Source organism: Paenibacillus sp. GCM10012306, from assembly GCF_042649265.1.
GTDB lineage: Bacteria > Bacillota > Bacilli > Paenibacillales > Paenibacillaceae > Paenibacillus_AQ.
The window spans coordinates 332261-354339 of the sequence record NZ_JBHRYW010000006.1; the positions used below are offsets into that span (position 1 = coordinate 332261).

At 46.0% G+C, this 22079-nt stretch carries 18 protein-coding genes; all 18 read left to right on the forward strand.

Annotated elements, in window-relative coordinates; genetic code table 11:
- Window positions 1-7: 7 nt before the first annotated feature.
- The 18 genes from clpX to ACFORK_RS15940 all read left to right on the forward strand — a co-directional run bounded on the left by clpX (window position 8) and on the right by ACFORK_RS15940 (window position 22058).
- Window positions 8-1264: an ATP-dependent protease ATP-binding subunit ClpX gene (gene clpX, locus ACFORK_RS15855; protein ID WP_379200521.1), complete on the forward strand. Its 1257-nt coding sequence runs from the start codon at window positions 8-10 to the stop codon at window positions 1262-1264.
- 104 nt (window positions 1265-1368) lie between these two features.
- Window positions 1369-2496 (forward strand): flavodoxin-dependent (E)-4-hydroxy-3-methylbut-2-enyl-diphosphate synthase, encoded by a 1128-nt coding sequence (gene ispG, locus ACFORK_RS15860; protein ID WP_379200619.1) that lies wholly within the window; start codon window positions 1369-1371, stop codon window positions 2494-2496.
- Window positions 2497-3130: 634 nt separating this feature from the next.
- Window positions 3131-3691, forward strand: coding sequence for a hypothetical protein (locus ACFORK_RS15865; protein WP_379200523.1), 561 nt, complete (start codon window positions 3131-3133; stop codon window positions 3689-3691).
- Window positions 3692-3829: 138 nt separating this feature from the next.
- Window positions 3830-5539 carry an ATP-dependent protease LonB gene (gene lonB / locus ACFORK_RS15870; protein ID WP_379200525.1) on the forward strand — a complete coding sequence of 570 codons (1710 nt, stop codon included), beginning with the start codon at window positions 3830-3832 and terminating at the stop codon, window positions 5537-5539.
- Between the two features lie 241 nt (window positions 5540-5780).
- Window positions 5781-8111, forward strand: coding sequence for an endopeptidase La (lon, locus tag ACFORK_RS15875; protein WP_379200621.1), 2331 nt, complete (start codon window positions 5781-5783; stop codon window positions 8109-8111).
- Window positions 8112-8158: 47 nt separating this feature from the next.
- The gene (gene yihA, locus ACFORK_RS15880; RefSeq protein WP_379200527.1) at window positions 8159-8815 is read left to right on the forward strand and encodes a ribosome biogenesis GTP-binding protein YihA/YsxC; all 657 of its coding nucleotides are present in this window, start codon (window positions 8159-8161) and stop codon (window positions 8813-8815) included.
- 82 nt (window positions 8816-8897) lie between these two features.
- A complete protein-coding gene (locus ACFORK_RS15885; RefSeq protein WP_379200529.1) occupies window positions 8898-9485 on the forward strand; it encodes a non-ribosomal peptide synthetase module in 588 nt (195 codons plus the stop codon).
- 100 nt (window positions 9486-9585) lie between these two features.
- On the forward strand, window positions 9586-10368 hold the full coding sequence (locus tag ACFORK_RS15890) for a tyrosine-protein phosphatase (RefSeq protein WP_379200531.1): 783 nt from the start codon (window positions 9586-9588) through the stop codon (window positions 10366-10368).
- A 103-nt stretch (window positions 10369-10471) separates the two neighbouring features.
- Window positions 10472-12466: an S-layer homology domain-containing protein gene (locus tag ACFORK_RS15895; protein WP_379200533.1), complete on the forward strand. Its 1995-nt coding sequence runs from the start codon at window positions 10472-10474 to the stop codon at window positions 12464-12466.
- Window positions 12467-12553: 87 nt separating this feature from the next.
- Window positions 12554-13336 (forward strand): YveK family protein, encoded by a 783-nt coding sequence (locus ACFORK_RS15900; protein WP_379200535.1) that lies wholly within the window; start codon window positions 12554-12556, stop codon window positions 13334-13336.
- The gene (locus tag ACFORK_RS15905; RefSeq protein ID WP_379200537.1) at window positions 13317-14006 is read left to right on the forward strand and encodes a CpsD/CapB family tyrosine-protein kinase; all 690 of its coding nucleotides are present in this window, start codon (window positions 13317-13319) and stop codon (window positions 14004-14006) included. The genes ACFORK_RS15900 and ACFORK_RS15905 overlap by 20 nt, the downstream gene beginning before the upstream one ends.
- 41 nt (window positions 14007-14047) lie before the next feature.
- A complete protein-coding gene (locus ACFORK_RS15910; RefSeq protein WP_379200539.1) occupies window positions 14048-15880 on the forward strand; it encodes a polysaccharide biosynthesis protein in 1833 nt (610 codons plus the stop codon).
- Window positions 15881-15909: 29 nt separating this feature from the next.
- Window positions 15910-16569: a hypothetical protein gene (locus ACFORK_RS15915; RefSeq protein ID WP_379200541.1), complete on the forward strand. Its 660-nt coding sequence runs from the start codon at window positions 15910-15912 to the stop codon at window positions 16567-16569.
- Entirely contained in the window at window positions 16562-17617 is a 1056-nt protein-coding gene (locus ACFORK_RS15920) for a stalk domain-containing protein (protein WP_379200543.1), read from the forward strand. The genes ACFORK_RS15915 and ACFORK_RS15920 overlap by 8 nt, the downstream gene beginning before the upstream one ends.
- Before the next feature lie 837 nt (window positions 17618-18454).
- A complete protein-coding gene (locus tag ACFORK_RS15925) occupies window positions 18455-19666 on the forward strand; it encodes a DegT/DnrJ/EryC1/StrS family aminotransferase (RefSeq protein WP_379200545.1) in 1212 nt (403 codons plus the stop codon).
- Between the two features lie 13 nt (window positions 19667-19679).
- A complete protein-coding gene (locus tag ACFORK_RS15930; protein WP_379200547.1) occupies window positions 19680-20288 on the forward strand; it encodes a sugar transferase in 609 nt (202 codons plus the stop codon).
- 27 nt (window positions 20289-20315) lie between these two features.
- A complete protein-coding gene (locus ACFORK_RS15935) occupies window positions 20316-20843 on the forward strand; it encodes a GNAT family N-acetyltransferase (RefSeq protein WP_379200549.1) in 528 nt (175 codons plus the stop codon).
- Between the two features lie 12 nt (window positions 20844-20855).
- Window positions 20856-22058 (forward strand): ATP-grasp domain-containing protein, encoded by a 1203-nt coding sequence (locus tag ACFORK_RS15940; RefSeq protein WP_379200551.1) that lies wholly within the window; start codon window positions 20856-20858, stop codon window positions 22056-22058.
- Window positions 22059-22079 lie beyond the last annotated feature (21 nt).

Sequence of the window (22079 nt, forward strand, 5' to 3'; positions counted from 1 at the left end):
TGGTTAAATGTTTAAGTTTAATGATGAAAAAGGACAACTGAAATGTTCTTTTTGCGGTAAATCGCAAGAACAGGTACGCAAACTAGTAGCCGGACCTGGCGTTTATATATGCGACGAATGTATTGAGCTGTGCACGGAGATCGTGGAGGAAGAGCTCGGTCATGAGGAAGAGCTGGATCTGAAGGATATTCCGAAACCGAAGGAAATTCGCGATATTCTTGATCAATATGTTATCGGCCAGGAGCAAGCCAAGAAATCCCTGTCGGTAGCGGTATACAATCACTATAAACGTGTGAACAGTCAGAGCAAGGTGGAAGATGTTGAGCTGACGAAGAGTAACATCCTGTTGCTCGGCCCGACAGGTTCCGGTAAGACGCTCTTGGCACAGACTATGGCGAAGATTCTTAACGTACCTTTTGCCATCGCCGATGCGACTTCCTTGACAGAAGCCGGTTATGTTGGTGAGGATGTGGAGAACATTCTCCTGAAGCTGATCCAGGCGGCTGATTATGATGTGGAAAAAGCCGAACGCGGTATTATCTATATTGATGAAATTGATAAAGTGGCACGTAAATCCGAGAACCCGTCCATTACCCGTGACGTTTCCGGTGAAGGTGTACAGCAGGCCCTGCTGAAAATTCTTGAAGGTACAGTAGCTTCTGTTCCACCGCAAGGCGGACGTAAGCATCCACATCAAGAATTTATCCAGATCGACACTACGAACATCTTGTTCATCGTTGGTGGTGCTTTTGACGGCCTGGAGCAAATGATCAAACGCCGGATCGGTAAAAAGGTCATCGGCTTCAACGCTGCGGCTGAAGGTCAAAAGGATCTGAAGCCAGGCGAATACCTGTCGATGGTATTGCCAGAAGACTTGCTCAAATTCGGACTTATCCCTGAGTTCGTAGGCCGTTTGCCAGTCATCTCGACACTAGAGCCGCTGGATGAGAAGACTTTGGTACGGATTCTGTCCGAACCGAAGAACGCGCTCACTAAGCAATACATTAAGCTGCTGGAGATGGATAACGTTGCGCTGAAGTTCGAGCCACAAGCGCTTGAAGCAATCGCGAAGGAAGCCATCAAACGCAACACGGGCGCTCGCGGTCTGCGTGCCATCATCGAGAGCATTATGCTTGACGTAATGTATGAAGTACCTTCTCGCGATGACATCAAGGATTGCGTCATCACTGAGCAGGTTGTTCAAGAGAAGGCTCTGCCGGAATTGAACATCAAGAAAGACAAGAAACAAGAGGAAAGCGCGTAACGCTTCTTTAACAATACATGCCAACGTCTCCACCTTTCTTCCGCTTATCCCGCTTCACTGGCGGGAGCGAAGGGGTGGAGCTTTGGCGTTATGGGGGAGAAATCATGTTCTTGAGACACCAGACCCGTCCCGTCAATGTAGGCGGAGTCATTATTGGCGGCAATAACGAGGTTGCGATTCAAAGCATGTGTACTACCAAAACTGCGGATGTGGAAGCTACTGTAGCGGAAATTCTGCGGCTTGAGGAAGCCGGATGTCAGCTGGTGCGTGTCACCGTTAACAACGAAGAAGCTGCTGAGGCGATCAAGGAAATCAAGAAACGGATTCATATCCCGCTTGTTGCGGATATTCATTTTAATTATAAACTGGCACTTATGGCGATTGAGAACGGCATTGACAAGGTGCGGATTAACCCGGGTAACATCGGCCGCCGTGAGAAGGTCGAAGCAGTAGTCAAGGCTTGTAAGGAAAAAGGAATTCCTATCCGGATTGGCGTAAACGCCGGCTCGCTGGAGAATCACCTGCTAGAGAAGTATGGCTATCCGACGCCGGAAGCTATGGTCGAGAGCGCTTTGTATCATATCGGAATTCTGGAAGAGCTGGATTTCCACGATATTATCGTATCGCTTAAGGCATCTGATGTGCCGATGGCCATCGAAGCATACCGCCAGGCGGCAGAAGTCATTCCTTACCCGCTGCACTTAGGTATTACTGAATCCGGCACGTTGTTCGCTGGGACAGTGAAAAGCTCTGCCGGGATTGGCGCACTGCTCTCTATGGGTATTGGCAGCACTGTGCGGATTTCACTGAGTGCTGATCCGGTAGAAGAAGTGAAGGTAGCGCGTGAGCTGCTGAAGACCTTCGGCCTAATCTCCAACGCGGCAACGTTGATTTCCTGTCCGACCTGTGGACGACTGGATATCGATCTGTTCTCGATTGCTAATGAAGTGGAAGAATACATCTCCAAGCTTAAGGTGCCGATCAAAGTATCCGTGCTGGGCTGCGCCGTTAACGGCCCAGGCGAAGCGCGTGAAGCTGATATTGGAATCGCCGGAGCGCGCGGAGAAGGCTTGCTGTTCCGCTATGGCCGGATGATCCGCAAAGTGCCGGAAGCCGATCTCGTCTCCGAGCTGAAGAAGGAGATCGATGTCATCGTCGAGCATTTCGAAAGAACCGGGGAAATCCCCGGCCGCAAGCATGCCCAATTGGGCGGGCCGGTGGAGACGGTATAACAGGCTGGAATTTGGCACTTATTTTACGACTTATGGGTTAGAAGTAGCTTCACATCGTTGCTCGATTGGTGGCTGGATAGCTGGTGTTGAGTAACTGGTGATGGTAAGCTGATACTGTGCAGCTCGTGCTGAGTAGCTGGTGTTGGCAAACTGATACTGGGGAGCTCGTACAAAGGTTCTATTTCGAAAATAGAGGCATTTTTGCACCTTATTTACGCGCCAAATGAAGCAAAAACCAATATAAGTGCAATTCTGCACCTTAAATTGTGCAAAAGTTAGGATTCAGGGAAATAACCTTCGAATTAAGGTACTAAAATGCCCTTATTTCTATATATCTCTAATCATCAGTGTAATTAAGATACGATTTTGCCCTTAATTTACCTCAGCCTTCAGCTGCGGGAAGAAAATGGCATGATGCATACTTCTAAGTAGTGGCGAAGAACGCCCTGCGAACGCTCCGGGTTATCCGGCGGCGAGAGCGGGGCGTTTTTTTGTATTTTTTTAAATAGAGGAGGAGAAGATCATCAATTATGAACAAGCACATGAAGCCTTTCTGGAGCGCCATCTGACCGCCAGGTCGGGAGAGAGGCAGGGTCGGCTGAAAAGAGGACACGGGCACGCTGAACAACTATTTTTGCACAATGTATGGTGGCCGCTTCGGGGAGATTTCGCTGATTTGCATCCGGAGTATGAAGTGCTGGATTGGCGAGGACGTTCGTACTTTGCAGATTTCGCGTATTTGCCGGGACCCCTCAAACTGTTGTTCGAGATCAAAGGGTATGCAGCGCATGTTAGAGACATGGACAGACAGAAGTACAGTAATGAGCTGAATAGAGAAACGTTTCTGTATGGAATGGGGTATCAGGTACTTTCCTTCGCATACGATGATGTGGAGCAGCGCCCTGATTTGTGTATAACCTTACTAAGACTCGCGCTCAGCCGACATCAGACGATTAAGGCACCAGATGGCAGGATTCAGCTAATGGAGAAAGAAGTTATGCGTTTCGTAGTAGGGCAAGCTGGAAGCATCCGCCCGAAGGATGTGGCCGATTTTTTTGCCTTGACCCCAAGAAGAGTACGTATACTGCTGTCAGGATTGTGTGAGAAGGGCTGGTTGGTACCTGTTAAAAGAGGCGACGGAATGCGGAATGTACAGTATGAACTAGGCCGAGAGGTTCTGCATTACTGGGATTGATGAGAGAGAGTTGAAAAAGTAGAACGCTAATCCAGAAATCATCTCCCCCGAGCGTTTATGAATGACCGAAACGGCTATACTACCTAGTAGTAGCCAAGGGTGTAAGAGAGGTATTCAGAACGAACAGGAGGATGACCTATGGAATTAAGTATATTGCTGATGATCGTGCAGCTCTTTTTCGCGCTGGTTATCGGCGTTTATTTTTGGAATCTGCTGCGGGGACAGAAGACCAATAAGACGGCGGTGGACCGGGAATCGCGAAAAGAGCTGGATAAGCTGCGTAAAATGCGGATGGTGTCGCTGACCAAACCGCTGTCGGAGAAGACACGTCCGGCCTCCATCGGAGATATTGTGGGGCAGAAGGATGGTCTGCGGGCCTTGAAGGCCGCGCTGTGCAGCGCGAATCCGCAGCATGTCATCATATATGGACCACCAGGTGTTGGCAAGACGGCCGCAGCGCGTGTAGTGATGGAAGAAGCCAAGAGGAATGTGCTCTCCCCGTTCAAAAATGATGCCAAATTCACGGAGATTGATGCTACTACGGCTCGTTTTGATGAACGAGGAATTGCCGATCCGCTGATCGGCTCTGTGCATGATCCTATCTACCAGGGAGCCGGGGCCATGGGGGTGGCCGGCGTGCCTCAACCCAAACCGGGCGCGGTTACGAAGGCGCATGGGGGGATTCTGTTTCTGGACGAGATTGGGGAGCTGCATCCCATCCAGATGAACAAGCTGCTGAAAGTGCTGGAGGACCGGAAGGTGCTGCTGGAGAGCGCCTATTATAATTCAGAGGACAGCAATACACCGGCGTATATTCATGATATCTTTCAAAATGGCCTGCCGGCAGATTTCCGTCTCGTAGGTGCAACGACGCGCTCGCCAGAGGAAATTCCGCCCGCGCTCCGCTCGCGCTGCATGGAGATCTATTTCCGGCCACTGCTGCCGGAGGAGATTGCTGTCATCGCCCGGGATGCGATTCAGAAAATCGGGCTAAAGCCGAGTCCCGAGGCGGTTACCGTTGTCCAGCAATATGCTACCAACGGGCGGGAAGCCGTCAACATGATTCAGTTGGCGGCCGGTCTTGCGCTGACTGAGCAGCGCGAAACCCTTAGCGCTGCGGATGTAGAGTGGGTAGCGAGCAGCAGCCAGCTCCCGCTGCGCACCGAGCGCAAGATTCCCACAGCTCCGCAAGTGGGATTGGTCAACGGGCTAGCGGTCTACGGACCGGGCATGGGTACGCTGCTGGAAATTGAAGTGTCGGCAGCACCAGCTACAGGTGGTCAGGGCCGACTCAACATCACCGGCGTTGTCGATGAAGAAGAGACGCGCGGTGGCTCGCGCACGATCCGGCGTAAGAGTATGGCCAAGGGTTCGGTGGAGAATGTCTTGACTGTGCTACGCACCATGAACCTAGAGCCGGATCGTTATGATCTGCACGTTAATTTCCCGGGTGGTACACCCATCGATGGGCCTTCTGCCGGGGTGGCGATGGCGGTGGCCATTGTCTCCGCCATCCGCGGGCTGCCTGTGGACAACACAGTGGCAATTACCGGAGAGATTGGGATTCATGGACGTGTGAAGCCGGTGGGCGGCGTTATCGCCAAGGTCGAAGCCGCCTTCCAGGCTGGAGCTACCACTGTCCTGATTCCCAAAGACAACTGGCAGTCTCTGTTTGAAGACCTCTCGCCACTGCGGGTCATTCCCGTGGAGACAGTGGAGGAAGTATTCCGCCACCTCTTCGGCGCACATATCGCCGATGTGAGACTGCCAGCCGTATCCGGCGAGACATTCTCGGGAGCGCCCTCGCTGCTCAAAGCCGATGCTTCCGGCGAAAGCACCAGTCTGTAGAATTTCTAAGTCTGTAGAATTTCTAAGTTTGTAGATCTTCTAAGTTTGTAGAATTTCTAAGCCTGTAGATTTTCATATTCAGCACAGCAACATCATCGGTTGCGCCTGGGAAATAGATTGCAATACAAGCATAGCAAACACCGGCAGGCCGCATAATAGCGGCCCGTTGGTGTTTTGAGGCTGCTTTTGATAGAATGAATGCATGTGACATTACTTGAGAGCCATTGGGGGTGTGAAAGCGATGATACAGAACAAATCGAAAGGTCGTCGTTTTCCTTTATTGCCGCTTCGAGGCCTTCTTGTGTACCCGAGCATGGTGCTTCACCTGGACGTGGGCCGCGAGAAGTCAGTCAAAGCGCTGGAGAAGGCTATGGTTGAAGATAATTTAATCCTCCTCTGTTCTCAATCTGAAGTGAATATTGAGGAACCGGGTCAGGAAGATATTTTTCGGGTGGGTACCGTCGCCAACGTAAGGCAGATGCTGAAGCTGCCGAACGGCACGATTCGTGTGCTGGTAGAAGGTGTGGAACGGGCCGAAATCATTCATTATACCGATAATGAAGAGTATTATGAAGTGATGGCGCGTGAACTGCCTGAGGAAGAGGGAGCCGATCAGGAGAGCGATGCCCTGATGCGCACCGTTCTGAATCAGTTCGAGCACTATATCACGCTTTCCAAGAAAGTTACGCCGGAGACGCTTGCTGCGGTATCCGATATTGAGGAGCCAGGGCGTTTGGCTGACGTGATCACTAGCCATCTGGCGCTGAAGATCAAGGATAAACAGGAAATCCTGGAGACCATAGATGTTCGCAAACGTCTGGAGAAGCTGCTCGATATTCTCAACAATGAGCGTGAAGTGTTGGAACTGGAACGCAAGATCAACCAGCGCGTGAAGAAGCAGATGGAGAAGACCCAGAAGGAATATTATCTGCGCGAGCAAATGAAAGCGATCCAGAAAGAGCTTGGCGAGAAGGAAGGCCGGGCAGGGGAAGCGGAAGAGCTGCGGGCCCAGATGGAAGAGAAGGATCTTCCGGAGCGTGTCAAAGAGAAGATCGAGAAGGAGATCGACCGTCTGGAGAAAATGCCGGCTAGCTCGGCGGAAGGTGGCGTGATCCGCAACTATGTGGATTGGCTGCTTAGTCTCCCATGGAATGACTGGACCGAGGATGATCTCGATATCGTGAAGGCTGAAGAGGTGCTGGACGCCGATCATTATGGTCTGGAGAAGCCGAAGGAACGGGTGCTGGAATACTTGGCCGTTCAGCAACTGGTTAAGAAGCTCAAGGGACCTATTCTTTGTCTTGTAGGGCCTCCGGGTGTCGGCAAAACATCGCTGGCGCGCTCGATCGCCCGTTCGCTGAACCGCAAATTCGTCCGCATCTCGCTCGGCGGTGTGAGGGATGAAGCTGAGATTCGCGGCCACCGCCGCACCTATGTCGGTGCGATGCCGGGTCGGATCATTCAAGGCATGAAGACCGCTGGCAGTACGAATCCGGTCTTTCTGTTGGACGAAATCGACAAGATGGCTGCGGATTTCCGCGGCGATCCTTCAGCTGCGCTGCTGGAGGTGTTGGACCCGGAACAGAACAGCACGTTCAGCGACCATTTTGTCGAGCTGCCATTTGATCTGTCCAACGTTATGTTCGTGACGACAGCCAATGCAGTGCACAACATCCCACGGCCCCTACTGGACCGGATGGAGATGCTCTTTATTCCCGGATACACGGAACTGGAGAAACTGCAGATAGCCAGTCGTTATCTCATGCCGAAGCAGAAGAAGAACCATGGTTTGGAAGAGGATCAGCTGAGCATCCCAGAGGAGACCCTGCTTAAGATTATCCGTGAATATACACGGGAATCCGGGGTGCGTAACCTGGAGCAGCAGATCGCTGCCTTGTGTCGTAAAGCTGCGAAGCAACTGGTCTCGGCGGAGAAGGAAGCTGTAACTATCCTTGAGGAAGATCTTAAGGATTATTTGGGAGCCTCCAAGTATCGTTATGGCATGGCAGAGCTGGAGGACCAGATCGGAACGGTAACAGGTCTGGCCTGGACCGAGGTTGGCGGCGATACGCTGCTGATTGAGGTAACGGTGGTTCCGGGCGCAGGTAAGCTGATCCTGACTGGACAGCTTGGAGATGTCATGAAGGAATCGGCACAAGCCGCTTTCAGCTACACCCGTTCGAAAGCGGTGGAGCTGGGGCTGGAGCCTGATTTTTACGAGAAAAATGATATTCACATTCACATCCCGGAAGGTGCCATTCCGAAGGATGGACCATCCGCAGGTATAACGATCGCTACGGCGTTAATCTCTGCGTTGACCAAACGCTATGTCTCGAAGGATGTCGCCATGACCGGTGAGATTACGCTTCGCGGTCGTGTACTGCCGATCGGTGGATTGAAGGAAAAATCACTTGCGGCTCATCGTGCCGGGTATAAGAAAATTCTACTGCCCAAGGACAATGAACGTGACTTGAAGGAAATTCCCGACAGCGTCAAAAAAGATGTAGAGTTCGTCCCGGTATCCCATATGGACCAGGTGCTGCATCATGCGCTTGTGGAGCATCATACCTAAAAATCAGCAGTGAGCCACGTAGTAGTGTGCATTAGAAAGGAAGTTCTATGAAAGTTAATAACGCCGAATTTATTATCAGTGCCGTCGGCCCTGATCAATACCCTGACGACGCCTTGCCAGAGATTGCTCTGGCAGGGCGCTCCAATGTAGGAAAGTCCTCTTTGATCAATCGTATGATTAACCGTAAGAATCTGGCCCGGACAAGCTCTACCCCGGGTAAGACGCAGCATATGAACTATTATCTTGTTAATGAGAACATGTATTTCGTGGACTTTCCAGGATACGGTTACGCCAAGGTGTCCAAGACCCAGCGTGCGACCTGGGGTAAAATGGTGGAAAAATATTTGGCCGAACGGGATACGCTGAAGCTTGTTCTGCTCGTCGTGGATCTTCGTCACCCGCCTACGAGCAATGACAAGATGATGTTCGACTGGCTGAAGCACTATGACATTCCGATGTGCGTGGTAGCCACCAAGGCCGACAAAATTCCGAAGACCCGTTGGCCGAAGCATATCAAGATCATGAAGCAGGAACTGGGCGTACTGCCGGGTGATCTGTTCATTCAATTTTCATCGGAAATCGGACTTGGTCGTGAGGAGCTGTGGGCACTGATCGCCGAGCATATCCAGTCTACTGAGCAGGAAGTGGCAGAAGAGGTAGCTGACGGTCAAGAGCCGGATGCTGGTGAAGTCACCGAAGCGTAGAACGTGCATAGCAGTATGGCAAGAAGCTCGTGTTCATTGTATAATCTTGCTAAACAGTGTTACCAAGAATTGAGGGATTAAGATGGCTCAGCGTCTGGCTACGGAATATGTGAATGCGACTTTGCAAATGACGGAATTTCAGATGAACCAGTTCCTGCTCACAGCAGATACCTGTTATATTAGTCACCGTGTCAAAGTGCTCGGCGGCGGGGAACAGGAGATTGTGCTGGAGGCGGCTGGGGGAGAGGAAGTTCACTTGTCCTTTGAACGCAAGGGTAGCATTTATGTCTGCAAGTTGTCCTGTCGGGTGGTCAACCCCCATTTGAATAATGCGATTCGCAAGCTGTTCGTAACCTACAAGGGAACAGGAACGGTTAATCGAATATACAAAGGCTTCACGATGATGTATTACTATGTGGCTGGCTCTGTCCGCCAAATTTCGGAAATTACGCCTGGTGGCAGCAAGCTGATCTACCAGCACAAGCATACGGTTGCAGAAATGCTGAAAATATACCAATCCAACTTCGTAGAAGAGGAGATTGCAGCCCTCAGGCGGCAGGTGAATCTGCTGCTGGATGCACGCAATGCCGCGGAATCGTTGTACCGTATTGCAGAGATTGATGGTGAATTGAGCGCTGCTGCCGCAAGGCTTTTCCAATTGGAAGCATAATGAAAGAGTTACTGAAAGGTACAATCATTTCCAAGCGAAATGGTTGTATTTTTTTGTCGAAAAACTAAAGATATAGGTAGAAAGGACCGATAGAGAACTTATGATAGATATACATTGCCACATCTTACCCTTTATGGATGACGGAGCTAGTGACTGGGACGCTGCACTAGACATGGCGAGCGATGCCCTGGCGGATGGAATCACCAGCGTAGTCGCCACACCACATCATGCCAACGGACAATATATGAATCCTGCAAGTAATACACTGGCAGCTGTGGAGGAGTTGAATGAGAGACTTCGGCGGGCCGGGAACCCGCTGAATGTTCTTCCGGGTCAGGAAGTCCGTGTCTATGGCGATCTTTTGGCTGATCTGGAGCAGGGCGAGCTCTTAACTTTGTCAGGTTCTCGTTATCTCTTGCTAGAGATGCCATCCTCACGAATCCCCCGCAATATGGAGGAAGTCTGCCATGAACTGATCATTCAGGGAATCGTTCCGATTATTGCACATCCGGAGCGCAATGCCGAAGTTGCAGCAGAGCCAGCCAAACTGCAAAAACTGACTGAAATAGGTGTACTGGGCCAATTAACTGCGCAAAGTCTTGCGGGTACCTTCGGGAGCAAGCTGCAAAAGCTGTCGCTGGAGCTATGCCGCATGGGGGCCGTACATATGATTGCTTCCGATGCCCATGACAGCGTGCGCCGTCCGTTCGGACTGAGTGAGGCATACAGAATACTAGAGTCAGAGATGGGGCCGGAGGTCTGCGACTATTTTCGTGAAAACACGCAGAAAATTGTCATGAATGAGCAGGTATTTCAGCAGCATTTTGTAAAAATACGAACAAAGCGTCAGAAATTGTTCGCTTTTTTTTCCCGAAAAGGCTGACCAAATGCTGGAATGATGGTAGAATGGTTTTTATTGGGTTGAAGACACCATGATTTTTCCAGTTGTACCAATTAAAAAATATGTAAGAAGAGGTGGATGAACAGTGACTTTGAAGAAGAAACTGGCAGTATCGACTTTGGCAGTCAGCATGGCTGCAGCGTCTTTTGCAGGAATTCCGTTTAGCAGCGAGGGGCTGGCTAAGCAGTTTGGACTGACGGGAGTAGCTGCGGCTTCAGCAGTAACTACCAAGTCGGAAATTAATGAGAGAATTCAGAAGATCTATAGCAATCTGACTTCCGGAGAAGCACTTTTTGCTTACAAACAACAAGCTGAGAGTCTTAGTTTCGACGCTTACAAGGAAATCTTTGCTCCGATCTTGAACAAGTTGGTTTCCAAAGAGGTTCTGGACCCAGCGGATGTGAACACATCCTATGAATTGTTCCAAAGTGTCTCCAGTGTAGTTTATGACGTATATGCTGAAGGTACCGGTGTCATTAAGAATAAGCTTGTGGTGGACAAGAATATTGAGCTGCTGGACAAAATTGCTAAGGCAGCCAAGGTAGACAGCCTGACTTTTGACGACCTCAACGAATTCATCTTCGGGACTGAAGGCGTAGAAGCTGAACTGCGGAAGCAGATTACCGATAAGGATCTTAGCCCGGAACTGCTGAAGACAGCGATCAAGAGTGTTTTGACTAAGAAAGAGGGCCCTAATCATTTAACTGTCAGTCAAGCAGTGTATAATCTGGGTATTACCAGTGATGAGGTCTATACGACGGTAAACAATGTAAGAGAAAACCTTGATAAAGCTCAACCGGCAGCAGCTTCTCTCTTTGCTGCTTATCTGAAGGCATACCCACTGATCAAAAATCCTGGTGAACCTAGCAATCCTGGACCTAGCAACCCTAGCAACTCTAGTAACGGTTCAGACTCCTATCCGGGTACACCAGCTCCAGTTATTAAAGACGGTGGCGTCTACGACGTATCCAAACTGGTATCCATTGTTGACGGCAAAGCTACCCTGAAGCTGGTTGATGCTGATGTAGTGAAGGCAATTGACGCACTTCTAGCAGCAAATAAAGAAGCTAAAACGTTGACCCTGGACTTGGGTACTGTGGATGCTAAGACGGTAGAAGTGCCGCTGTCCAAAGCGATCATCGATGCAGCAAAAGCTAAAGGTATCGCTAACATTGCGGTAACCTTCAACGGTCTGACCGTTACGATTCCAGTGGGACAATTCGATGCTGCAATTGCTCTGACCGTCACCAATGTTGAAGATGCAGTTGTAACTTCCGTAACCAAACTGAAACTGGCTTCTAGCGTATATGAATTCAATTTGACTGTAGACGGCAAAGCCGTAACTACCTTCAAACAACCGATTACACTGAAGCTGCCATTGAAAAATACTGAAGGTCTGGACAAAGAGCTTCTTTCCGTAACCAAGCTGGTATATAGCAACCTGCAGTTCCAAGGCGGCGTACTGGATGGCGATCATATTGTGAAGCCACGTGATACCTTCTCTTCCTACGCTGTACTTGAGAACAAAGTATCCTTCAGCGATACAGCTAGTGTACAGACATGGGCTGGAAGACAAATTCAAGTTGTAGCCGCTAAAGGTGTTATCGAAGGCGTAGGCGACGGCAAATTTGCTCCGAAGAGTAACGTGACTCGCGCTGAATTCGCGAAGATGCTGATTCGTGGCTTGAATCTGGAGAACAGCTCTGCTACCCCAACCTTCAGCGATGTAAGAGCCAACGATTGGTTCGCACCTTATGTTGCAGTTGCTGCTGAGAAGGGCATTATCAATGGACGTGGCGATAACAAGTTCGATCCGAACGCAACGATTACTCGTGCTGAGATGGCAACTATGATCTCCCGTGCGTTGAAATCTGAGAAGGATATCAAAGGCACGACTTCGCTGTCGGCCCTGAGCCTATTCAGTGATGCTGCCAAGATCAGTTCTTCCCTGAAGGAAGGCGTTGCTTTCGCAGCAAGCCATGACCTGGTTATCGGTAATGCTGGTAAATTCAATCCTAACAATTCTGCTACACGTGCTGAAGCTGCTGTAATTATCTACCGCACTATTAACTTCAAATAATATAGTAAATTGGAGAACCTCCTTTCATGCAGATGAGAGGAGGTCCTTCTCTGGGATATTCTAGAAACAACTTGGAGGTAATTTCACTTGTCATCACAAGAATTGGATCTTCGCGATTATTTCCGGATCGTCAGGAAGAGACTGTGGATGATCGTCAGTATTGTTGTAGTTGTGTGCGCTCTTGCCGGGGTTTACAGCTTGTATATCAAGAAGCCGGTATATGAAGCCTCCACCAAAATTATCGTCAACCAGACCCCGACCCAGTCGGCGATGACGCAGCTTGACCTCAATCAGATCAATACTAATATTCAACTGATCAATACGTATAAAGAAATTATCAAGACTCCGGCGATTCTGGATATCGTAATCAAGAATTATCCGCAGTTTAACATAACCACTGAAGAGCTTTTGAAAAAAGTTAATGTCAGCTCCGTCAACAATACGCAGGTGATGACACTTGTCGTTCGAGATAATTCCTACACACAAGCTGCAGAAATCGTGAATGCCATTTCGCTTGTGTTCAAGCAGGAAATTCCATCGCTATTCAATGTTCAGAACGTTTCGATCTTGAATGAAGCCAAAGTGAATCCTCCAGTTGAACCTGGACCCGTCGAACCCAATGTATTGTTGAATATCGCCATTGCTTTTGTAGTATCGTTGATGATTGGATTAGGCATCGCCTTCCTACTCGAATACATGGACGATACCATCAAGACGGAAGCGGATATTGAGAAATATCTGGGTCTGCCTACGATCGCCATGATTACAAGAGTGGGACAAGAGAATGGTGCCAAGCCCACTTCAAGACAGGCTCAAGTCCAAACTTCTGGAAAGGCAGGGGACCTTGAACATGTCACAGTCACCAAATAATCAACAACGTCACCTCATTACCGTTACCAACCCGCGCTCGCCTATATCGGAAGCTTTCCGGGCGCTGCGTACGAATATTGATTTTTCTTCGGTGGATGAGAAGATCCAGGTCATTATGATTACCTCCTCGGGTCCGGAAGAAGGCAAGTCCACCGTTTCAGCGAACCTGGCTGCTGCATATGCACAGTCGGATAAAAAAGTATTGTTAATCGATGGCGATTTGCGCAAGCCTACAGCCCACAAGACCTTTAAGCTCAGTAACCGCTACGGACTATCTTCTCTACTGTCCAAGCAGGCTGATCTGGATGATGTAGTTCAGGACTCTGGGGTACCTAACCTGTCCCTGATCACTTCAGGTCCACTTCCGCCGAACCCGGCTGAGATGATGGCCTCCAACCGTATGACCACTGTGCTTCAGGAAATGCGTGAATTATTCGATATTGTGATTATCGATACGCCTCCACTTCTGGCGGTGACCGATGCGCAGATTGTGGCTTCGAAGAGCGATGGCGTAATTATGGTAGTCAGCTACGGCAAGGTAAAACGAGATATTGCAATGAAAGCCAAATCCGGCCTGGATCGGGTAGGGGCGAAAATGTTGGGTGTTGTTTTGAATAACGTCAAACGCAAGGCCAGCGAGGGTTATTACTATTACTATTACGGAAATTGACCAGAATCGTAGGGAGAATGTTATTTTTGGAGGCACTAAAAATGACAGCGAAAACTAGAATAGTTGTTTTATTCCTCGTAGACCTTGCCATCATCTGGTTCAGTATTGTGACATCCTATCTGTTCCGTTTTTATGATGATATGCCTCGGGAATATTACATTCAAATCTATCAATATGGACTGATCTCTACCGTAACCTTCGGCGGAAGCTTGATTTATTTTGGCTTATATCGGCGAATGTGGCAGTATGCCAGTATCGGAGAAATCATATCAGTCATCAAGGCTATTCTGGTAGGAGCGCTGCTCTCTTACGGCATAGCCTTCATCATTTTACCGGAACGTGTACCATTTGGCGTAGAAGTTCGTTCCGTGGAGACCATTTTGGTTCTGGTAGGGGGTGTTCGTTTCTTATGGAGGATGCTTCATAGAGAGCGAATCAACTACAAGGACACCCAGACCCACACCCTCATTGTCGGAGCAGGAGACTGCGGTACACTTATAGCCCGGGAAATGATGGGTCCGATGTTCGCTCAGAACAAAGTGGTGGGATTCATTGATGACAGTATGAATAAATATCATATGTCGATATTAGGGATTCCTGTACTAGGCAATCGTTATGCGATTCCTGGGATTGTGAAGGAACGAAATATCCATGAGATTATCATTGCGATGCCCTCCGTCTCGCGCACGGAGATCTCTGAAATCATTAACATTGCCAAGAAGACGGGCGCAAAGCTGAAGATTATCCCTGCACTCACGGATCTTATCGCTGGCAAAATATCTGTCAAGAAACTGCGCGACGTTAGTGTGGAGGATCTGCTGGGACGGGAGCCGATTGTCGCAGATATGAACGGTATTCTGGGGTATGTCTATGGCAGAACCGTATTAGTTACCGGAGCAGGCGGATCAATTGGTTCGGAGCTTTGCCGGCAGATCCTACCGTTCTCACCGGACAAGCTGCTCTTACTAGGGCATGGCGAGAACAGTATCTATACGATTGAGATGGAGCTTCGCAAGAGCTTTCCGGAGGCGCAGATCCTTACAATCATTGCAGATGTACAGGACCGATCCCGGATGATGGACGTCTTCCGCAGTCATCGCCCGCAAGTAGTCTTTCATGCAGCAGCACATAAACACGTTCCCTTAATGGAGAGAAATCCTTCTGAAGCAATCAAGAATAACGTATTCGGTTCACGCAACGTGGCTGATTGTGCCGACAAATATGGTGCCGAGCGATTCGTGATGATCTCTTCAGACAAAGCCGTGAATCCTACCAGTGTAATGGGGGCGACCAAGCGGATTGCTGAGATGTATGTGCAGAGCCTGAGTGCAACAAGTCAGACCAAATTCTCCGCGGTGCGCTTTGGCAATGTGCTGGGCAGCCGAGGCAGCGTAATTCCGGCATTCAAGCAGCAGATTGCTGCAGGTGGACCGGTAACGGTCACTCATGCCGAGATGGTACGTTATTTTATGACCATTCCAGAGGCAGTACAGCTCGTTATCCAATCTGGCGCTTTTGCCAAAGGTGGAGAAGTGTTTATCCTGGATATGGGAGAACCGGTGAAGATCCTTACTTTGGCTGAAGATTTAATTACGTTGTCAGGGTACGAGCCTTATGTAGATATTGAGATTAAATTCTCAGGAATTCGTGAAGGTGAAAAGCTGTACGAAGAACTCCTAACGGATGAAGAGAACCTGGGTGCGACCCAGCATAACCGGATTTTCATAGGAAAACCGGAGATTATGAGTGCCAATCAGCTTGAACTAGAATTCAAGCGGTTGGAGCGTGTACTTGCCGAAGAGCCGGAGGCTATACGGGAAGTTATTAACCAGATCGTCCCCATGCTACCTGTCGCTCAAGCCGCGAATAGCTAACTAATTTCAGAAGCAGGGGGAACCCCTTAATGGTAAAGAAGAAAAGATGGAAAAAAGTCGTACTCTGGTCTTTGTCAGTCATTGTTGTTCTAGGTGTCGGCGGTGCATTTGCTGCCAATTACGCTGTAGACAGGCTGATGAACTCCATGGCAGATGGATTTGACCTGGATGCAGAAGACCCTGTTGTAGCTGATGGACAAGGCACCGATAAGTCACCAGATGTGCCTGACTCTGCTAACAATAATGTTGGAACTGACTCTTCTAATGCAAGCCCTTCCGAGGGAGTAAATGGAACTACCCCGACGAAGAAGCCAACTGCAGGAGCTTCAGGGACAGTTTCGGCTGGAGACAAAGGGACAACAGGAACTTCTAAAGATAGCTATACTGCAGAAGTCTCCAAAGACAAGGCCAAGGAAATTCAACAGAGCATTACCGTAAAAGATAAAGCAGATGTCATATCCATTGTTTTGGGTCAACTCAGCGCCTCAGATATCAAGCGACTGCAAGAGCTTGCACAAGGCGGCTTAACCGTCGAAAAGAAAAAGGAAGCGCGCAGTATCATTCTCGGTAAAGTAACCGAAGAACAATACAACGAGCTATCGCAAATCGCCAAGAAATACGGCATCAGCCAAGGAAAGACTCGTGACCAAGTCATCGCAGAAGAAAAGGGAGTGACCAAGAGTGAGTAAGCTAAAAGTATCCGCCGTATTGTTAAGCCTGGGATTGTTGATCAACATCGCACCATTGTCTGTATACGCTCCAGCCCCTGTTGCTGCAGCTTCTACGACAACTAAGACCAATACCATTAAGGTTCAGACCGTGGATGTGAAAATGGTGTTCGACGGTGTAAACTTGCAACCGCCAGCAGGACAATATGTATTTATGTACAACAATTCTACCTATGTACCACTTCGCTTCATGTCTTATGCACTGCAAAAATCGGTGAGCTGGGATGCCAAGAACCTGAAGGTGACTGTAGCTGAACCAAGCAGTTCTGAGCTAGTTGTGATCAAGGAGTTCTTGATGAATGCTTCTGGCAATCAAGCCGGTTCCGCAGCTGCAAAAAATATTACTTTAAATAGCATCGATGCAAGTTATGTATTTGGCGGTTCAGCCAAGAAATTGCCTGCGGGCCAATCCAGTTATATCCTGAACGGCTCCGTATATGTACCACTACGTTATTTATCGGAATCTGTCGGCAATTCGATTAGTTGGGACCAGAAAACAAAAACGATAACAGCGGTATCAGCAGCAGTGAAGGAACAAGAGGGTAAGAACAACTCTGGCTCCGATCAGCCTGCGAGCACCAAATCCCCTACAGCGACTACTGCACCTTCTGCAACACCAGCTCCGACAAATGCAGCAGCAGGTAATGCAGGTGGTAGCGGCGGTGCAGGTGGCGGAGGAACAGGAAGCGATAAAGTTTCCTATGAATCTATTACTAGCGCAACGGAAGCAAAGCTGAATGCGCTCAAAGCTGAGAGTCAATCTGCATTATTCAGTACGGCTATGGAGTACATTGCTGCCAATGATGATGCTGAGAAGAAAAAGAACATTAAGGCCAAGGGCCAAGAGCAATTAAATTCCTTTAAAGCAAGTTTCAATAGCATAATCGCCGATGCTGAACAAAAACTGAACAGTAATGGGTATAGCACTGCTATTATCAGCGAATATAGAAATGCTTTTGAAGAGACTTTAAAAGCAGGTATGGCATGGGCTCAGGGATTGGCGTTGTAAAGAAGAATAGTATTTTTACATGAGAATCTGATATCAGTTACTTCTATCTTAGTAAAGTTGAACGTACAACCAGAGATATTGTATCAGCGAGGCTGGTAGAGATGTATCATCGGTTTTCAGCTTGGCGTCATTATGCACCATTGGTATGGAAATCAAGCGAGGGTAGACGGCCAGCCTCTTTTTACGTAGTATGAACTAGCTAGTAAGCCTATTCAGCGAAGAGCTTCCAGCATGCCTGATATTCAATTAACTCATGGGTTTACAGCAGCAATGTGAGAAAACTCGCGCAAACCCACCTGATCATCGTTCTAGATTGCTCAGAAATATTGATGCTAAGGAAAAGACATGTCTCTTTCATAGCCTGTAGTTTGTGTTTATATTTTCCTCTCTTACGTTGCTTGATAGCTTTCTCAACTATTTGAGATTCGGGCAGAAAGTTGAAAAGATTATTAAATCAGCGCGCCACCAGTGAGGTTTATCGGTTTATGTGCTCTGTTAAATATATCATAGTAATGATATTCTCAACGTTTCTGTATCCGCTTGTTTATCGGCTTGACGTTTGGAATTCACTCGTCGTTTTACTGTGAATTGACCTACTTATTCAGATTGTTAGCCCTATTATTATTCGTAATAGGGCTAATTTTTAAGAGTACATCGCTAGGAACTACAGTTTTGAATTTTCGCTTTATATTGGCGGTTCTAATTAATAGGAACACTTGAAGGAAAGATTTCAGGTTATTTATTGTTCAAGAATCCAAAGGTAGTATGCGAAAATAATAGATAATATTTATAGATATTAAAGGTAATTATTTCATGATTATAAAGTGAGGATTATTAATGTCTAATACAAAATTACGAAATATACCATTTTCTCCTCCTGATATCACAGATGCAGAGATTGAAGAAGTAATAGATACTTTGAAATCAGGATGGATTACAACAGGTCCGAAAACGAAATTGTTTGAAAAGAAAATAGCTGAGTATTGTTGTATTTCAAACGTAGTAACAATGAATTCAGCAACGGCATGTATGGAAATGACTTTGAGACTTCTTGGTATAGGTCCAGGAGATGAAGTTATTACCTCAGCGTATACATACACTGCCTCTGCTAGTGTTATACACCATGTAGGGGCTAAAATTATCCTGGTTGATACTGGTATGGACTCTTTTCATATTAATTATGATGCAATAGCAGATGCTATCACAGAGAAAACTAAAGCTATAATACCAGTTGATATTGCAGGTGTAATGTGCGATTACGATAGGATTTATGAAGCTGTAAATAGCAAAAAGAATATCTTTAAACCCAATAATAATATTCAAAAGGCAATTGGCAGAATTGCAGTAATTGGCGACGCAGCTCACTCCTTTGGGGCAACCTATAAAAATAGATTGAGTGGCGATGTTGCGGATTTCACAGCATTTTCATTCCATGCTGTTAAAAATCTTACAACAGCAGAAGGTGGCGCAGTAACGTGGAAATCTATTAATGGTTTTGAGAATGAGGATATATATAAGCAGTATATGTTATTAACATTGCATGGACAGAGTAAAGATGCTTTGGCAAAATCAAAATTAGGTGCGTGGGACTACGATATTGTTATGCCAGCGTATAAGTGTAATATGACAGATATCATGTCTTCTTTGGGTCTTGTTCAATTAAGAAGATATCCTGAACTGTTAGAAAGACGAAAAGAAATTATTGAGAAATATAATTCAATACTGGAAAAATCAGATTTAACTGTATTAAAGCATTATGATGATATTTATAATTCTAGTGGTCATTTGTATCTTGTAAGGCTTAATGATAAGAATGAGAATTATAGAAATATGGTTATAGAAGAAATGGCTAGAAAAGGTATTGCAACTAATGTTCATTACAAACCATTACCGCTGCATACAGCTTACAAAAATTTAGGGTTCGATATGAATGATTACCCCAATTCGTTTAATATGTATAAAAATGAGATTACGTTACCGCTACATACAGCACTTACTGATGAAGAAGTGGAATATGTGGCAACAGCTTTGAAAGAAGTTCTTATGTAGGAGGGAAGTAGGATTGTATAAAAAATATATGAAAAGATTATTAGACGTTATATTTGCCTTAATGTTAATGCCCCTGATACTTCCTTTGGTAGCAATATGCGGATTGATTATTAAGTTGGAAGATAGAGGACCGGTTTTCTATTTGGGAGAAAGATTAGGAATGAATAAACGAGTTTTTAAAATGTATAAATTAAGATCTATGAAAGTTAATGCCCCTGATATTAGAAATGAGGATGGGTCTACTTTTAATTCATATAATGATACTAGATTAACCCAAATAGGTAAGTTTATTAGAAAGACAAGTCTTGACGAGTTACCTCAAATTATTAATGTACTAATAGGTGATATGAGTTTTGTAGGACCTAGACCTGACTTACCAGAAGCTTTAGATTATTACAATAAAAATGAAGTTAATAAGCTAAATGTGCGACCTGGAATTACTGGGTATAGTCAAGCATATTATAGAAATTCAATAATACAATCAGAAAAATTCAAAAATGATATTTATTATGTTGTAAATATATCACTAATTTTAGATATCAAAATATTTTTTATTACGATTTATAATGTATTTAGAAGAAAGAATATAAATATAGTTGACGGATTGAGCCAAAGCAAGTGAATATTGGTATATTTTGGGGGTGTGCTTGTGATAGTCGGGGAATTAGTTAATTTAAGAGCGCTTAATATAAAAGACTCTAATCAAATTTTAGAGTGGGTAAATAATCCAGAGTTAAAATATTTAATAGGAACTACATATCCTGTTTCTGAAATTGAACATGAAATTTGGTTTCAAAATAAATTAACTGATAAGTTAAACAAAATTTTTGGTATTCAGGAGCAATCTTGTAATGTTTTGATTGGAATTATTGGACTTAACAATATTGATTTTATAAACAGAAATGCAGAATTATATGTTTATATAGGTGATGAAAAGTACTGGGGAAAGCGATTAGGATCAGATGCAATAGAAACTTTGGTTAGATTTGCATTTAATGAATTAAATCTACATAGAATTTCTTTGTTTGTATTTTCATATAACACACGAGCTATTAAAGCTTATCAAAAAGTTGGATTTGTTACTGAAGGAATAATGAAAGAAAGTTTATTTAAATCGGGTAAATACTACGATAAGGTTCTTATGGCAATTTTAAATGATAAGCAGGACAATAATTAGGAGATAAGTTATATGACAAAACAAAGGAAAATAATGATATTAGGTGCAAGTATATTACAACTTCCTGCTATCCTGAAAGCTAAAGATATGGGGCTACTTGTAATCGCAGTTGATATGGATAAGAATGCAGCAGGATTCAAACATTCGGATGTTTGCGAAGTGATCAGTACAAATGATGTTTCAAATGTAATTGAGATAGCCAAAAAACATCATATTGATGGAGTGATGACTTTAGCAAGCGATATGCCAATGCAAACGGTTGCTGCTGTTTCAGAGGAACTGGGGCTAGTTGGAGTTACTAAAGAAACTGCTCTAAAGGCAACAAATAAAGCTTTTATGAGAGAAGCATTGAAACAACAGAATGTTCCGATACCTTTATTTTTCAGAGTTTCATCTAAAGCAGAATTCCTCAGCATACTTAAAGAATTTAATGGCAGATGTATTGTGAAACCTGTTGATAACTCAGGTAGTAGAGGGGTATTTTTAATAGACGATATCAGAGACAAAAGTATAGTAGAAGCTGCTTTCGAGTATAGCATGCAATATTCAAGAAGTGGTGAGATTATAGTTGAAGAATATATGTGTGGTGCGGAGGTAAGTGTAGAGACACTAAGTGTTGATGGCAAAGTACATGTAATTTCAATTACTGATAAAGTCACAACAGGAGCCCCGTATTTTGTTGAAATGGGACATTCTCAACCAACAAATCACATTGGTAAGATCAAGGAGGAAATTGCTGAAGTGGCGTTATTGGCTGTTAAAGCAATTGGAATAGAAGAGGGACCGGCCCATGTTGAAATTATAGTTACAGAAGAGGGGCCGAAGATTGTAGAGCTTGGGGCAAGACTTGGTGGAGATAACATCACTACCCATCTCATTCCATTATCTACTGGGGTGGACATGGTTGAGTGTAGTATCAAAATTGCACTCGGAGATAAACCAGATATGCAGCAGAAATTCTATAAGGGGGCTGCTATCAGGTACCTTGATACACAGGTTGGTATTATTAATAGTATTGAGGGTATAGAAGAAGCCAAAAAGTTTGAGGGTATTCAGTATGTGCATTTCACAAAAGGTATTGGTGATGAAATAAGTGCAATCAATAGCAGTATCGATAGAGTCGGATTTGTGATTGCACAATCAAGCACTGCTCATGAAGCATTCAAAGTATGTGAAAAAGCATTGCAAATAATTAATGTTAAAACAGTAATCTAGCTAGAACTAGTTAACCTTAAT

Excerpts from the sequence above, each read along its gene's own strand:
- clpX (WP_379200521.1), top strand. The coding sequence starts at position 8 with ATGTTTAAGTTTAATGATGAAAAAGGACAACTGAAATGTTCTTTTTGC.
- ispG (WP_379200619.1), top strand. The coding sequence starts at position 1,369 with ATGTTCTTGAGACACCAGACCCGTCCCGTCAATGTAGGCGGAGTCATT.
- lonB (WP_379200525.1), top strand. The coding sequence starts at position 3,830 with ATGGAATTAAGTATATTGCTGATGATCGTGCAGCTCTTTTTCGCGCTG.
- lon (WP_379200621.1), top strand. The coding sequence starts at position 5,781 with ATGATACAGAACAAATCGAAAGGTCGTCGTTTTCCTTTATTGCCGCTT.
- yihA (WP_379200527.1), top strand. The coding sequence starts at position 8,159 with ATGAAAGTTAATAACGCCGAATTTATTATCAGTGCCGTCGGCCCTGAT.
- ACFORK_RS15885 (WP_379200529.1), top strand. The coding sequence starts at position 8,898 with ATGGCTCAGCGTCTGGCTACGGAATATGTGAATGCGACTTTGCAAATG.
- ACFORK_RS15890 (WP_379200531.1), top strand. The coding sequence starts at position 9,586 with ATGATAGATATACATTGCCACATCTTACCCTTTATGGATGACGGAGCT.
- ACFORK_RS15905 (WP_379200537.1), top strand. The coding sequence starts at position 13,317 with ATGTCACAGTCACCAAATAATCAACAACGTCACCTCATTACCGTTACC.
- ACFORK_RS15910 (WP_379200539.1), top strand. The coding sequence starts at position 14,048 with ATGACAGCGAAAACTAGAATAGTTGTTTTATTCCTCGTAGACCTTGCC.
- ACFORK_RS15915 (WP_379200541.1), top strand. The coding sequence starts at position 15,910 with ATGGTAAAGAAGAAAAGATGGAAAAAAGTCGTACTCTGGTCTTTGTCA.
- ACFORK_RS15925 (WP_379200545.1), top strand. The coding sequence starts at position 18,455 with ATGTCTAATACAAAATTACGAAATATACCATTTTCTCCTCCTGATATC.
- ACFORK_RS15940 (WP_379200551.1), top strand. The coding sequence starts at position 20,856 with ATGACAAAACAAAGGAAAATAATGATATTAGGTGCAAGTATATTACAA.